Source organism: Cardinium endosymbiont of Oedothorax gibbosus, assembly GCF_936981045.1.
Taxonomy (GTDB): Bacteria; Bacteroidota; Bacteroidia; order Cytophagales; family Amoebophilaceae; genus Cardinium.
The window spans coordinates 463,054-478,176 of the sequence record NZ_OW441264.1 but is presented as its reverse complement, the minus strand read 5'-3'; the positions used below and the strand labels follow the sequence as shown (position 1 = coordinate 478,176).

11 protein-coding genes and 4 pseudogenes are annotated in these 15,123 nt (G+C 36.0%); all 15 read right to left on the bottom strand.

Features of this window, described 5'->3' with window-relative positions; genetic code table 11:
- Window positions 1-149: 149 nt before the first annotated feature.
- Entirely contained in the window at window positions 150-821 is a 672-nt protein-coding gene (locus NBW36_RS02165) for a group II intron maturase-specific domain-containing protein (protein ID WP_250238872.1), read from the bottom strand.
- Between the two features lie 42 nt (window positions 822-863).
- Window positions 864-1,745 (bottom strand): annotated as a pseudogene (locus NBW36_RS02160) (IS982 family transposase).
- A gap of 286 nt (window positions 1,746-2,031) precedes the next feature.
- Complete coding sequence (locus NBW36_RS02155; protein ID WP_250238869.1) at window positions 2,032-3,285, bottom strand: TolC family protein; 1,254 nt, start codon at window positions 3,283-3,285, stop codon at window positions 2,032-2,034.
- Window positions 3,286-3,401: 116 nt separating this feature from the next.
- Window positions 3,402-4,061, bottom strand: a complete 660-nt coding sequence (locus NBW36_RS02150) for an ABC transporter ATP-binding protein (protein ID WP_250238858.1) — start codon at window positions 4,059-4,061, stop codon at window positions 3,402-3,404.
- Between the two features lies 1 nt (window position 4,062).
- Entirely contained in the window at window positions 4,063-5,184 is a 1,122-nt protein-coding gene (locus NBW36_RS02145) for an efflux RND transporter periplasmic adaptor subunit (RefSeq protein ID WP_250238856.1), read from the bottom strand.
- A gap of 2 nt (window positions 5,185-5,186) precedes the next feature.
- Complete coding sequence (locus NBW36_RS02140; protein ID WP_256465596.1) at window positions 5,187-6,392, bottom strand: ABC transporter permease; 1,206 nt, start codon at window positions 6,390-6,392, stop codon at window positions 5,187-5,189.
- A 70-nt stretch (window positions 6,393-6,462) separates the two neighbouring features.
- Complete coding sequence (locus NBW36_RS02135) at window positions 6,463-7,674, bottom strand: ABC transporter permease (protein WP_250238852.1); 1,212 nt, start codon at window positions 7,672-7,674, stop codon at window positions 6,463-6,465.
- Window positions 7,675-7,800: 126 nt separating this feature from the next.
- The gene (locus tag NBW36_RS05410; protein ID WP_252393350.1) at window positions 7,801-7,950 is read right to left on the bottom strand and encodes a tyrosine-type recombinase/integrase; all 150 of its coding nucleotides are present in this window, start codon (window positions 7,948-7,950) and stop codon (window positions 7,801-7,803) included.
- Between the two features lie 34 nt (window positions 7,951-7,984).
- The gene (locus NBW36_RS02130) at window positions 7,985-8,722 is read right to left on the bottom strand and encodes a site-specific integrase (RefSeq protein WP_252393349.1); all 738 of its coding nucleotides are present in this window, start codon (window positions 8,720-8,722) and stop codon (window positions 7,985-7,987) included.
- 305 nt (window positions 8,723-9,027) lie between these two features.
- Complete coding sequence (rpsU, locus tag NBW36_RS02125) at window positions 9,028-9,222, bottom strand: 30S ribosomal protein S21 (protein ID WP_250239084.1); 195 nt, start codon at window positions 9,220-9,222, stop codon at window positions 9,028-9,030.
- A 621-nt stretch (window positions 9,223-9,843) separates the two neighbouring features.
- On the bottom strand, window positions 9,844-11,532 hold the full coding sequence (gene lnt / locus NBW36_RS02120) for an apolipoprotein N-acyltransferase (protein ID WP_250238850.1): 1,689 nt from the start codon (window positions 11,530-11,532) through the stop codon (window positions 9,844-9,846).
- A 739-nt stretch (window positions 11,533-12,271) separates the two neighbouring features.
- A pseudogene (locus tag NBW36_RS02115) lies at window positions 12,272-12,733 on the bottom strand (IS3 family transposase); the annotation flags it as partial.
- Window positions 12,734-13,448: 715 nt separating this feature from the next.
- Window positions 13,449-14,159: pseudogene (locus NBW36_RS02110) on the bottom strand (IS982 family transposase); the annotation flags it as partial.
- Between the two features lie 229 nt (window positions 14,160-14,388).
- A complete protein-coding gene (locus NBW36_RS02105; RefSeq protein ID WP_250238833.1) occupies window positions 14,389-14,574 on the bottom strand; it encodes an AAA family ATPase in 186 nt (61 codons plus the stop codon).
- Between the two features lie 75 nt (window positions 14,575-14,649).
- Window positions 14,650-14,883: pseudogene (locus NBW36_RS02100) on the bottom strand (transposase); the annotation flags it as partial.
- Window positions 14,884-15,123: the final 240 nt, after the last annotated feature.

Below are 15,123 nucleotides of genomic sequence, written 5' to 3'. Positions count from 1 at the left end.
TACAGTAGCTGACTAACTTGATTCTTCATTGTTTACCCATTCCCTTCTCATCCCACCGTACGTTCAGTTTTCCTGAATACGACGGTCCGACAGTCTTCTTCATAAACCTTGCACAACTCTCTCAGGATACTTAATCATTCCACTACCAATTACAACATCCCCATTGTATAGAGTTTGCTATTGGGATAGCTTTGCCACCCACACCCACGGCCTTTTCTTCTATGGGTTAAGTATCTGCGAAATCGGTTATTAATAAAGTCCTGCAATCTAACAAAAGCTTCACTGGAATTCGTATGTTTAAAATAGTTAACCCATCCTAACACTACTGGTTTTATTTGCTCGATGAATGCTTGAGGTTTGATTGGTGCTCTTCTACAAGTCAGGTATTTTAGTCTGTTACAGATGCTTTGTTGGGATTGTTTCGTTGGAAATACATAAATGCTATTTCTGCCACTTGTTGGACTCTTTCTTTTTACAAAGTAAAAACCTATGAAGTTAAAGCCTTCTTTCAGTTTCGTTATTCGTGTCTTTTGGTGGTTAATAATGAGCGATAACCTCTTTACTAATTCTGTGAATTTCTCCAGCGCTAAGATAGCACTCTTACGACATACCAAAATTGCATCATCACAATACCTATGCAAGGTTGCGCTTAGCTTTTCTGGATACCCCCTTGAGTGCCACACCTGGTCTATAACATTTAGGTAGATATTACTATACAACGGTAATATTGGTGATCCTTGCGGTACTCCAACTTTCTTGCATGTAATTTTACCTTGTTTTACTATTGACGTTGTTAGGGTTTGTTTAATTAGCTTCAACATACTGCCATCTGCTATCCTTTTACTAATAACCTCAGTTCGAGATTAGACGTATTGTGAACCAGTCATATATATATTAGTTATAGAAGGTTTTTTCTCTTTTAGTCCATAAGCTGTAATTCCAGCTATCAAATTGACTAGAAAATTAGGTATGCTTCTATGCCTGGAATGTTCTATCTGGCTAATATTTTTGAGCTGATCTATAATAGTTTCAATTATAGATCGTTTTCTAAGCATCAGTTTATCCCAGAGTGGCATAAAAGCATTTTTCATATTTTTTCTGATCTGGGTAATGAGTTCCGCGCCTTTCTCGATCAGTTTTTCAAATAAATCTTTGCTTATGTAACCTTTATCGGCAAACATTTTACCCATCAAGTGTTTACATAAATTTTCTACAGGAAGCCTATCATTAGTTTTACCTGTGGTCAGTTGAAAATTCATAATTTCTCCTAAATCATTGACTATCAAGTGAAACTTTAATCCAAAAAACCAACCGGTGCTGGTTTTACCTTTAGTAGCAATCGATTTAAAAACCCTGTGCGTATAGGCTCTTTTGATATGGCAAACCTTGATGGCTGTTGCATCCATAAAATAACAACCTGTTTTTGTTTTAGAAAGACTTTGTGTAAAACAGTACAAGGGAACTAACGTTCTTTGGATCAGTTCTATAAATCTATTCTAGCTTACTAATTTTCCAAATTTACTAGAATGAAATTGCTGTAAATGAATATAATAAGACTTAAAATTTCTAAAACCAATCACATGAAAGGCAATAAGAACAGTCATTATTTCACTCAAAGTTAATGAATAAGTTCTAGTGGGTTTTCTTTTAGAGTTGGTTAACAGTTGTTTTTCCATATACGGCATAAACTTTATGAGAAATTCATCAACAGCATAATATATTTCAACTAATTTTTCTACATTCATAACTGGCTCCTTTGGATAATCTGGTTAGTATTTTTTTATCTCCAAATTTAAAACACAAAGAAGCTTTTTAAAGCTATTTTTTAACAAGCTAATCCCGAACTCAGGTTGCTAGAAAAATAGCAAGACTATACTATCGACCTATCACAGCGCTCTCAGTTTAACGGAGGCCACAGCGCGGCTTCTCTGTTTCCAGCTGTAAGGAGAGATTTCAGCAACTTTTTACGTTAGAGCTTTACTTTTTGGTTACTTTTTGATCAAGCAAAAAGTAGCATGTACATTCCTTTTCCTAATATAGCTTCTGGTGAAACATAACAATCAGTCGATAGAGATCAAATTCTGCTTGTTTTACCTTAAAAGCGTGTTCGACCAAAGCGATTTCTGCTTTTTGAGTAGCTTCTTCTGCTTCATGTAATTCAAGTAATTTTACTTGCCTTAGGCGATACTTTTCTCTTATAAAAACCAATTTTTGTTTACTTATTTTCAGTTGTTCTGCTACTACTTTATGTGCATCTAAAGCATGGCGATAGTTCCATTTTTTATCTTTTAAACCACCCTCTACAGCTAACTTTTGTTGTTGTAACGCAAAGCTTGCATTATTTAATGCGATCTTTGCTTTTTTAATCTTTGCAGGCATTAGTAGCAAGGTCACTATATCCATACTAATCCCAATGCGCCCCAACCATCTACTAGGCTTCTTATCATCAAGATAGAATGCTGCATCTGCTAAATCATAGAAATAACTATTCGAGTGAAAACTACCCGATAGGTTTAAACAAGAAAGCAGATAGGATTTAGCTCTACTTAACTCGGTTGCTGCTATGGCTACTTTCTTCTCTTGTATAGCTGTTTCCAAATCAACCACTTTTTCTGTTGTAACCGCTTTAATATCCCATATAGGTTGCACAGATATATCTGACTGTACCAATGTTTCTTCATGGAGGAGTTTACCAAGTATTAAATTTAAATTTCGGCGCTTCCCTGTCAAAGCTTCCCGCCGCTCTAATAAGCTTAATCTTACCTGCTTCAGCGCCAGCTGAGCATCCAAACAATCTATTTTGGAGATGCATCCTACTCTTAATTTCTCCTCCTCTACCTTTAACCTAGCAGTAGCAAGCTTAATAAGGTTATTGGATAATTCCCATTTTTTTTGTGCCAATGCCAGTTCATAATAAGCAGTAACTACTTGCTGTAATTCTTTTTCTATTGATTTTTTTGCAACCAGTTTATGCACAAAATTATTTTGACAACGAATTTTAGTCTGGAAAATTTTATCAAATAATGATGAGAGTTCCCATGCGAATGCAAAAACAGGTGCGGATCGAATATACCATCGTATCGTGCCTGTTTCAGAGCTATTTCCCTGAGGATACACTTTAGAACCTGATCTCCAGATGTTTTCGTGAGAAAGCATGAAGGTAGCCCGAGGCGTCCACATGCAGAAATTATCTATTCTGTTACAAAGAATGGCTTGCTTTTTAGTATTTCCAGCGATCTGAATATTAAAATTATCTTTTAGGGCAATATCTATAGCTTCTTGCAAACTTATCGGTTTCTTGTTCGCCTGTGTTGTGTTATGGGCTAAAAGTATGATGCTACACATTATGCTTAAGCGTAAAACCAATTTTTTAATCATTAACATCTTTAATAAAATTTTTATTAAACAATTTTCCCATCTACAATTTCTTGAATACTATTGCATTGCCGTGCTACCTGAATAGAATGTGTTACAATAAGAACCGTATTCCCCTCTCTATTCATTTCCTTAAGCAGGGCAATGATTTCATGCGCAGTACTGCTATCTAAGGACCCTGTTGGTTCATCTGCTAAGATTAAGGGGGGAGCGGTTACCAACGCACGTGCAATAGCCACTCTCTGTTGTTGCCCCCCTGAAAGGACATTCGGTCTATGATCGGCATGCGCAGATAACCCAACTTTATCAAGCATGGCCCAGGCACGTTTGCAGCGCTCTTCTCTTTCTACACCTTGGTAATAGAGGGGCAGGGCTACATTCTCTAAAGCCGTTTTGAACGGAATTAAATGAAACCGCTGAAAGACAAACCCAATTAACTGATTCCTATACCTACTGGCTTCTTGGCTAGAAAGATTTTTCATATGCACACCATTAAGGTAATAATCCCCATGGTCATAATCATCCAATAGACCAATTATATTCAACAACGTAGACTTTCCAGCACCAGATTGCCCCATTAAGGCAACCAGGTCCCCCTTTTCAAGGTGAAAATTTATCCCTCTAAGTACTGCTCTAGTGATCGTTCCGTTTTGATAGGATTTATATAAGTCCTGAATCTGAATCATGCTACGTTTCTACAATTAAGTGGTCCGCTTCTGTAAGACCTTCTTTTACCTCGACATACATACCATCTGATAGCCCTAATGCCACCTTTTTTTGAACAACTTTACCTTCATGTAAACATTTTACGAAATAGGTTGTTCCTTTCATTTGAATCATGCTTTCTGGAACAGCCAACACATCCTTTACTTGCTCTAGAATGATCTCTGCAAGCGCTACATAACCTGCACGTAAAATAACCTTGGTTTTTTTCGGTTTTTGTATAATTCCTTCTATTGCAAATTTAATTTCTCCTTTTTTTAATTCCTCTTCACTGGCTTTTGGTGAAATTTTAGTTAAAGTGACTTGCAGTTTTTCGCCACTCAAAGCATTTAATGAGGCCGTAAAGGTCATCCCTTTGGTTAAATGGACCACATCTAGTTCACTTACCTTAGCTGAAAACAAAAAATGATCCATATCCCCAATAAGGGCCACTGTGGTGCCAGAAGCTTTTTCACTAACTGCCTGCACCATACTGCCCTCCCTAACAGGTAAGTCTAAGATAGTCCCTTTTGTAGTGGCTTTAACAATGTTGACACCTGCTCCTTTTTCTGTAGTATAGCCATGCTTACTGAGTTCCAACTTCTTCTGGGCTGCAGAGCATTTTTCTTTGGTTTGCTCCAAGACCGCTAAAGAAGTTTCATAGGCTTCCTTAGCCAGCATCTTTTTACTAAACAGTTGTTTGTTTCTTAAATATTTGGCTCTGGCTTGACTAAGGTCAATAGCGGCCAAACGTAACTCGCTTTCTGCAGCCGCAACCTCTTTCGGATTAGGCTGTATTTTAATACGGGCAATCACTGCGCCTTGTTGTACATAATCACCTAGACACACGAATAATTTATCTACAATGCCCGTAACATGGGCTGCTAATTTAATTTCTTTATGGGGTATTAGGCTACCAGAAAAAACTTTTTTTCGAAGAATAGTCCTACGAGTGGGCACCGTGGTTGGAACGTTTACTTGATCTAACTTCTTCCAAAAGGCTAGCGCGTCTAGCCTGCCCCATTGTGCTTTATATACTTTGGAATAAGTAAAAACGCCTCCAGTGATTATACCAGTGGTTAAAATAAATTTGGCTATTGTACGCATTTTTATTCATTATTTAAAGCATCTACTGGTTTAATACACAATGCCCTTTTTGCAGGGATAATGCCTGCTAAACAACCAGACAGCACCAAAAAGACTAAGGCATATACCACCATAGGAAATTGGAATTCAAAACGAGCGATACCATGCTTTTCAATAATAGGAAGCAGATAGCTATTCATCCATTGGAGCATACTGATGCCAATGCCCAGACCTAAGATACCAGAAATCAAATTAATGACAATCGATTCCAGTAAAATTAAACCCATAATATGGCCTGATGTAGCACCGACCACCTTACGAATCGCCAGTTCTTGTCTACGCTCCTTCACCACAACTAGCATCATATTACCTACACCAACCACGCCACTAACCAAAAAACAGAGACTGACCAACCAAATAAACCCCTGCATCACCCTAAACAGTATTTGAAAAGGTCTAGCGCGTTTAGATGAACTATTGATCTGCAATGCCTGTGTATCTTGCCGCTCAAAATTGAGACACCTGGCTAAATAGGCCCGAGCCTTTTTTGCTACCTGTATAGGGTTTTGGTTGGGTGTTAGGGTGGCCATTATGGTATCAACCCTTTCAACATTTTGGGGAAACAATGCTTTGAATAAACTGCTTGAAATAATGATTGTATCATCATCCATCCCATCGGTTGCTTCTAATACACCAATCACACCAACCACAGTGCCATCTACTGTGATGGGCTGGCCAACTGCTGATTGCTTATCAAAAAGAGCGGTTTTCGTTTTCAAGCCTAGTATACAAACCGGCAGCTTTTGTGCTACATCACGTTCAGTGAAAAAACGGCCCTCTACAAGTTCCAAATGTTTGATCTTTCTATACCCAACACGCACGCCTAGTATACTGCTTTTATGTACGACTTGCGCATAAGCAACGGAACGATCGGTTCGAAACACAGGCATAATTTGTTCAAACGCATTCAAATTCCTAGCAAGATCCTCTGTCAGTGTTTCTGTCAAGTGCACCGTACCAGTCGACCTGTAACCTGCATGAATGGACATAAAACGGTTGCTATAACTTTGAAATCTTTTAACCATACCATTATAGAACCCAGCACCCGCCCCTTGTAAAAGCAGCAAGATCAGCATCGCCCACATCACGCCAAAGCCGGTAAAAACCGTCCTGATTCTATGCGCTTTTAAGCTACAAAAAACTTCTAAAAACCACTGATATCCAAACATATATGTATATATACAATAGGTTTACCTAGCATAAAGGCCCTATCATACGAAACCAAGTAACTCGATTCTATTACTTACTACCCAATGCCTCCACAGGCTTTATGTGTACAGCCCTGATAGCCGGTATAATCCCAGCCAAACAGCTGGTTAAAGCGATCAGTCCCATTCCACCAAAGATAAACGAAGGGGGACAGGTTAAATTAGATAGATGATAGGCCTTGCATAATGGGACTACCCATGTATTTAACAATTGCATAAGGGAAAAGCCTGCTGTAAAGCCAATAATGCCCGCCACAAGGGTTACTATAGCTACTTCACATAAAATCATGGCTACAATTTCTATAGAACGACTCCCCAATACTTTTCTAATCGCCATTTCTTGTATTCTTTCTTGAATGGTCACTAGCATCATATTGCTAATACCTACCATACCTGTTATGAGTAGACATATGCCTATAATGGTATTAAAAATAGATATATTTTTAAAAAAATTATCAAATTGAGCAGCATGTTTGGCAAGACTAAATAGACCAAGCCCTTTTGTATCTTTAACATCAAAATTTAAGTGGCGCGCAAAATAAGAACGGAATTGTGCTTCCACCACTTCCTCACGAACAGTTGGCAGCAGTGTAAGGCGAATAGAATCTACATAATCACTACGCTTAGGAAATAATTGTTTAAACAAACCATTTGTAAGCAATATAGCATTAGGTTCGTTATAGAAATTAACATCTCTATCTAATACACCCACTACTTGCAGGCCACTATCTCCCAAAAAAATATATTGCCCAATAGCAGAGGCTTCCCCAAATAATTTTTCCTTGATGTTTATACCCACGACACAAATATTATTTACTGCTACTTTATCACGTGCTGTAAAAAAACGTCCTTCCTGTATGGGTAAATGGGTTAATAAGGCATAGCAAGGATCACATCCCAAAATCGATACAGTGACCTTTTTAGTTGCATACCTTACCGGGCTGTTATGCCGTAATATAGGACTAACATGTTGAATAGCACTAAATGGATCAGATAAGTTTGCAGCCATTCCTAGTGGAATAGGGTGATGGCCACCAGCACTTCTACCTCCCCAAATAATCATGGTTTTTGCGCCGTACTTTGCAAATGCTTCGGAAACACCATTGTGAAACCCATTTCCAATACCTAACAGCAATACCAGCACAAAAATAGCCCACAATACACCAAAACTCATAGCAAGGGTTCGAGATGCATGGGTTTTAAGGTTCTGATAGGCCTCTCTTAAAGCATATAAAACGAGCATAAGCTTCTATAATCGCGTAACTAAACAGTTGATTAAATTTAATACAAAACGCACAAATAACTTGACCAATATATTTTAGGTGTAATCTACAAAACTTTAGGCCCTATCCCTAAAGGCAACCTTATTTTATACGCCTTCTTCTGCCCTAGGGTGGGCTTTTTGGAATACTTCTTTTAATCTAGTTAAAGAATTATGGGTATAAACTTGGGTAGCTGCCAAACTTGCATGACCTAATAATTCTTTAATAGCCTGTAAGTCAGCTCCTCTATCCAACAAGTGTGTGGCAAAGGTATGGCGTAATATATGCGGGCTATGCTGACTGGCACGCGTAGTGGATGCGAAATACTTCTTGGACTCGATAAATAAACATAGGATAACAGGGTCTTCCAGCATCGGTTACGATGAGTGGGGGAGTAAGGTGATAACCTAATTTTTCTTTTTCCAGCAAATAAGCGGCTATTGACTGCTTTAATGGCCTTGGGAAAGGAATGATACGCGCTTTATCACGCTTCCCTACTACTTTAACAGTTCCATCTGCAAGATTGATATCTGTTTGGCAAAGCGCTATAAGTTCAGCTAAGCGCATACCTGTCCCATATAGCAACTCTAAAATTAACTGATCACGCAACCCAGAAAAGTTAACCGGAAATAGATATGGGTCTAAGCACGCCAAGAGCTCTTTTTCTTGAAAGAAGATAGGCAACCTTTTTTTCCCTTTTAGGCTTTTAAGTGCATCCGTAGGATGACCCATCATAAATGCTCTTTTTTGTAAAAAAGCATAGAAGATACGTAGCGCAGCCATTTTTCTATTGATAGAACGATGGGTAAGCGCTATTTTAGCTAAAGCCATCATCCAACCGCGTAGATCCTGTGCGGTCACCTCCGTCACTATTTTTGCAGGGGCCAGCCCGGACAGATAGTCTACAAATTGATGTAAATCTGTCTTATAGGCTACAACGGTATGTGGACTGGCTCTTCTTTCTGACGTTAAATAGGCCTCAAAAAGAGCAAGGAATGATTGATTGTCCATAAGAAATTTGTATGCCACTTTTTTCTTGATAAGAAAGTAACCAAAAAATCAAGCCTTGCGTAAAAGGCTGCTGAAAGCACACTGGGAAAAACAGAACTTGACCGCTACGCGGGCTTCACATAGGCTATTTTTCTGTTCAGCTGTAAGGTGCACTTTCTGATCGCAGCTTTATTACAAGGGGCGGTTTGCACAACATTACTCAGTGGCTGTAAGGATACTGTTTTGCCTTTCACCTTATGCTATGCCTTGTAGCCATTACTCATATTTTCCTTAAGTTGACACCATTGCCTGAACAGAACTGCAAGCAAAACCAGTTGCTATCTCTACCCATTATTGCCATATAGCATCCGATATTTATACATTGCTTTCAACTTTTGAACTTTTCTACGCACCGTCGGTTTCGTATAAGCCATACGCTTCCTGGCTTCTTTTAGTATACCTACACGCTCTACTTTCTTTTTAAATCTTTTTAGCGCTCTATCCACGCCTTCGTTGTCTTTTATTTCTACAACAATCATACACTTTTTTAGTTTGTAATTTACAATGGGTACTTTATAGTTACCCACCTACAAATCTACTCTAAAAATAGAGCAAGCACAAGGTGGCCTTAATAAAATATTTTATTTTAACTTGATAACGTGAGTTCTGGATTTATTTTACTGATTTACAACAATTTAATATCAATTATTTAGTTAATATTTGCACCTATTTAATAAGTTTTTATATCTAATTTTATAAATATAATATATATAATAAACTGATTACCAGAATTATTTGTTATTCAACTACCTATTTAACTGTCTAATAAAACAAATTTTATAAATTTTCATTGATATTGATTATCAAATGAAAAAATAATCTAATCCCGAACTCACGTTGATAGAGTATCCTTATTCATTTGTGCATTTTAATCGATCTATGATATCTATGCAACTCTTTTTCAGTATCCATTCAGCAGCATGGAAATGTTACGAAATAACAAACGTCTCCTTGTAAAAAGTTGCGAATAGAAAAGGTATGCTTAAAGCTGATTAGAAAATCAGTTTAGTTCGGTCTGTAGGGTGGATGCTGATTTTCCATCAAGGGTACACTTACAGCAACTTTTTGTATGAGAGCTTGATTTTTTGGCTACTTTTTTATTAAGAAACAAATTCCTTCTTTTGTCGTAATCGAACCATGTATACTCTACACAATAATAGCAAACAAGCCCATGAGGCGATACGACCGATATAATCGCCATATAAGCTATAAAAAGTTATTTGATTATTGGCGCATACTACTGCTCGCATAGCAGCGGCTTCTAACCGGTTGGTTGAAGCTATTACCTCTCCACGCTGGTTGATAAATCCAGAAATACCGGTATTGGCTGCACGCATCACGCTCTTTCGATGGGCTATAGCTAGCAAGCGACTATATTGAAAAAACTGGTGGTATACAGGAGTATCACCCCACCAACCATCATTGGTCACTACCGCAAAAAGATTTGCTCCTTTTTGAACACTGCTACCTACAAAAGCGCCATACAGCAATTCATAACAAATAATCGGTGCAACCTTTATGTAATGATTTATTTCAAAAACTTTAGCGCCATTTCCCTTACCCAAACAAGGATCTATATCCCCAATATCGGCAAATCTTTGCTTCAGCCAAACCAATGCCTTTTCTGGCAAAAGATGGAAGTAGGGGATATATTCTCCACCTGGCAATCTTTTTACCTTATGGTATATATCTATTGTTCGTCCAGCCTTTAAATACAAAACACTATTAAAGTAGTCCATATACTGTCCCCTTCTTTTTTGAGCCGTTTGGGTAGCTTTCATTGGACCATACACACAAAAGGAACTAGAACCGGTTATAAGGTTTAAAGAAGCATAGGTTTCGAGAAACTGGAATATAGGCTGCATCAATAGATAGTCACGAACCCTTACTTCTTCTAAGCAGAAGTCAATGGCGGATTCAGGCCACACTACTAAACAAGTCGCTGGTGTAAGCTGCTGCTTAGAAAGGGTCAATAACCGATCTATCTGGCGCGTATAGGGCACAAAGTATGGAGAGGTATAATCTTTCTCGGTATAGCTATCAAAATTGGGTTGGATCACCACTGCCTCTACATGAATTCCTTTTTCTTTATAGGAATAATAAATCATTAAGCTTATAGATATGGGTAGTAGTACCCAACCCAAAAATCCCTTTAATAGGAAGGGGTGTGCTTTTTCAAACAGCAAGTGATAGAGCAAGATATTGGCCATCAAAATCCAAAGGGATCCCCCGAGTATACCAGTATATTCATACCATTGAATCCACCAGGGTAATGCGGCCAATCCATTGCCTAAGTTGAGCCAAGGAAAGGTAAGTTCCCAATATTCCCAGGAGAGGTGTACATGCTCTAAGGTAAGCCAACTGGTCACCAATCCTAGATAGCCTATATATAGACCACCCCATTTTCGCATGTAATAATACAAAAACCAAGGTAAAGCAAGACAACCTGTATTATAACATGCTGCAAAGAGAAAACCTTCAAACGCAGCTTTATAAATCCACCAAATCGTTAGTGTATTCCAAAGCAATAGGGTTAACACAATGGAGGCCAAGCAAAAAATTTTTTTTGGGGGTACTATGATGAGCAGTTTGATCATACATAGCATAGGCACAATCGCTACGCATAACAAGCAACCAAACCAAAAAGAACACCAGGATAAGTAAAAAAAACCACTGCTTAAGGCGATTAAAAGTACCAGATATCGCTTAGAAAATTGTTGGGGAAAAAGTTTTGTAGTAATATGGTTCAGCCATGAAACATATGGAGCAACAATCAGATGATCAGACATAAACTATTTATTTTTTGGTGAACCCGCCCAAAATTTTTAGTATTGAGGCGTCCTATGCATTATTTTGCTGTTTACACATATAACGTGAGTTCGGGATTTATTTGACTGATTTACAACAATTTAATATCAATTATTTAGTTAATATTTGCACCTATTTAACAAGTTTTTATATCTAATTTTATAAATATAATAAACTGATTACCAGAATTATTTGTTATTCAACTACCTATTTAACTGTCTAATAAAACAAATTTTATAAATTTTCATTAATATTGATTATCAAATGAAAAAATAATCTAATCCCGAACTCACGTATATAGCACCTGCAAAAGTATCCGCTCAGCCTTCTGACCACACTACCCAAAAGCAAGAAAAAACGCCCATTGTAAAAAGCTTCCATTAGAAAGCGTACCCTACAGTTGAGCAGAAAAACAGTTTAATGGGGGCCACATGGCGGCTTTTGTTTTTCCCAGTGTGCTTGCAGCAACTTTTGCACAGAGCTTGATTTTTTGGCTACTTTTTGATCAAACAAAAAGTAGCATATACATTCCTTTTTACCACTGATCTGAAAAGATAAAGCTGTGCTAATTTACAAAAAAGGAAAAAACTTAATAGGAGAAACTGCGTCCAAAAGGCTCCTATAATCAGTTCCGCAGCGGAAATATATAACAAGAGGTATACCGGACCGATTTATTCGGATATCTTTTTCTTAATTTTATTTTCTATTTTTTCCCATTTGCTAGTCTACCAATTTTACATGGTTAAGATGAACGTTCATAGGTTTTTGATAGTTAATACTAGAATGAAACCTTTGGTAATTGTATTTAGTAATGTACCTGTTAATTCCCTCTTTTAACACTTTAATATTTTTAAAATCATTGATAAATATGGAATTATATTTTAGGGTTGTAAAAAATCTTTCCATTACAATATTATCAATGCTTCTACCTCTGCCATTCATAGAAATTTGAATATTATGCCTTTTTAATAAGTCTGTATGCTTATGACTAGTATATTGACTGCCTTGATCACTATTAAAGCATTCTGGTGGAGGATATTTACTCAGTGCCTCTTGCAAGGTATCTATTACAAGCGTTGTATCCATAGTATTGGATACCTTATAACTCAATATGGCTTTACTGTGCCAATCTATAATAGCTGAGAGGTAGATAAACCCAATACTGGTGCGAATATAAGTAATAACGTGAGTTCGGGATTATATTATTTTTTCATTTGATAATCAATATTAATAAAAATTTATAAAATTTGTTTTATAGACAGTTAAATAGGTAGTTGAATAACAAATAATTCTGATAATCAATTTATTATATATATTATATTTATAGAATTAGATATAAAAACTTGTTAAATAGGTGCAAATATTAACTAAATAATTGATATTAAATTGTTGTAAATCAGTCAAATAAATCCCGAACTCACGTTTATATCCCCACTCCAAACTTGATTCGATTTAGGTACATGCACCTGTTTTGTTGTACCAGCGTTGACCCAATATTTATCCAACAAGTAACTATATACGAACTATGTTAAAAAACAAATCTGATCGTAGAAATTTTTATAATTATTTGGTTCATTAATCTCAAACAAGAGCGCTTTAAGATGCTTCTAAAAGTCTTCTCTTAACTGCTAAGAAGTTACTTATATCAAGCTATAAACGTGAGTTCGGGATTAGATTATTTTTTCATTTTATAGTCAATATCAATGAAAATTTATAAAATTTGCTTTATAGACAGTTAAATAGGTAGTTGAATAATAAATAATTCTGGTAATCAGTTTATTATATATATCATATTTATAAAATTAGATATAAAAACTTGTTAAATAGGCGCAAACATCAACTAAATAATTGATATTAAATCGTTGTAAATCAGTCAAATAAATCCCGAACTCATGTTTATAGATTGTTTTCTAAGCATCAGTTTATCCCAGAGTGGCATAAAAGCATTTTTCATATTTTTTCTGATCTGGGTAATGAGTTCCACGCCTTTCTCGATCAGTTTTTTAAATAAATCTTTGCTTATGTAACCTTTATCGGCAAACATTTTACCCATGAAGTGTTTACACAAATTTTCTACAGGAAGCCTATCATTAGTTTTACCTGTGGTCAGTTGAAAATTCATAATTTCTCCTAAATCATTGACTATCAAGTGCAACTTTAATCCAAAAAACCAACCAGTGCTGGTTTTACCTTTAGTAGCAATCGATTTAAAAACCCTGTGCGTATAGGCTCTTTTGATATGGCAAACCTTGATGGCTGTTGCATCCATAAAATAACAACCTGTTTTTGTTTTAGAAAAACTTTGTGTAAAACAGTACAAGGGAGCTAACGTTCTTTGGATCAGTTCTACAAATCTATTCTAGCTTACTAACTTTCCAAATTTACTAGAATAAAATTGCTGTAAATGAATATAATAAGACTTAAAATTTCTAAAACCAATCACATGAAAGGCAATAAGAACAGTCATTATTTCACTCAAAGTTAATGAACAAGTTCTAGTGGGTTTTCTTTTAGAGTTGGTTAACAGTTGTTTTTCCATATACGGCATAAACTTTATGAGAAATTCATCAACAGCATAATATATTTCAACTAATTTTTCTACATTCATAACTGGCTCCTTTGGATAATCTGGTTAGTATTTTTTTATCTCCAAATTTAAAACACAAAGAAGCTTTTTAAAGCTATTTTTTAACAAGCTAATCCCGAACTCAGGTTAATATCTAACTATTAACTACATGACTAGAAAATGGACCACCTCTATTCATAACTGGAGCGAGGCTATGGCACATTTTTTAATTAAATTGGAAAATAGAATCTAATAAAACCAAAAAAATAATTTACACACTTAAGTGGACAGAGCCTACTTTGTAGCCATTATACCAATCTCTTACTGCTTCCATGGAAGTACCAAGACCATTTGCTTTAAATAAAGATGAAACTTCTATTTCACTAAAGCCAAAGTGAGCACTATATTCTTCATCTAGCATGGTATAGGTTTCTAGGTTATTTAATCCAGATAGCATACTGTCCTTAGAAACACGTAATATTCCTGTTAATAGGCTCTGTCCACTTAAGTGTGTAAATTATTTTTTGGTTTATTAGATTCTATTTTCCAATTTAATTAAAAAATGTGCCATAGCCTCACTCCAATTATGAATAGGGATGGTCCACTTTCTAATCATGTAATTAATAGTTAGATACAATGTTTTAAAAACAGCTAGATCGTTAGGAAATACCCTTTTATTTTTGGTAACTCTACGGAATTGGCTATTTACAGATTCAACAGCATTTGTTGTGTAAATCACTCTACGTATGGCACTAGGGTATTGTAAAAATAACGTGAGTTCGGGATTAGATTATTTTTTCATTTGATAATCAATATTAATAAAAATTTATAAAATTTGTTTTATAGACAGTTAAATAGGTAGTTGAATAACAAATAATTCTGATAATCAGTTTATTATATATATTATATTTATAAAATTAGATATAAAAACTTATTAAATAGGTGTAAATATTAACTAAATAATTGATATTAAATTGTTGTAAATCAGTAAAATAAATCCCGAACT

What these genes read in the sequence shown, in the direction of transcription:
- NBW36_RS02165 (WP_250238872.1), bottom strand. Translation starts at nt 821, where the DNA reads ATGTTGAAGCTAATTAAACAAACCCTAACAACGTCAATAGTAAAACAA.
- NBW36_RS02105 (WP_250238833.1), bottom strand. Translation starts at nt 14,574, where the DNA reads ATGCTATCTGGATTAAATAACCTAGAAACCTATACCATGCTAGATGAA.
- NBW36_RS02135 (WP_250238852.1), bottom strand. Translation starts at nt 7,674, where the DNA reads ATGCTCGTTTTATATGCTTTAAGAGAGGCCTATCAGAACCTTAAAACC.
- lnt (WP_250238850.1), bottom strand. Translation starts at nt 11,532, where the DNA reads ATGTCTGATCATCTGATTGTTGCTCCATATGTTTCATGGCTGAACCAT.
- NBW36_RS02145 (WP_250238856.1), bottom strand. Translation starts at nt 5,184, where the DNA reads ATGCGTACAATAGCCAAATTTATTTTAACCACTGGTATAATCACTGGA.
- NBW36_RS02150 (WP_250238858.1), bottom strand. Translation starts at nt 4,061, where the DNA reads ATGATTCAGATTCAGGACTTATATAAATCCTATCAAAACGGAACGATC.
- rpsU (WP_250239084.1), bottom strand. Translation starts at nt 9,222, where the DNA reads ATGATTGTTGTAGAAATAAAAGACAACGAAGGCGTGGATAGAGCGCTA.
- NBW36_RS02140 (WP_256465596.1), bottom strand. Translation starts at nt 6,392, where the DNA reads ATGTTTGGATATCAGTGGTTTTTAGAAGTTTTTTGTAGCTTAAAAGCG.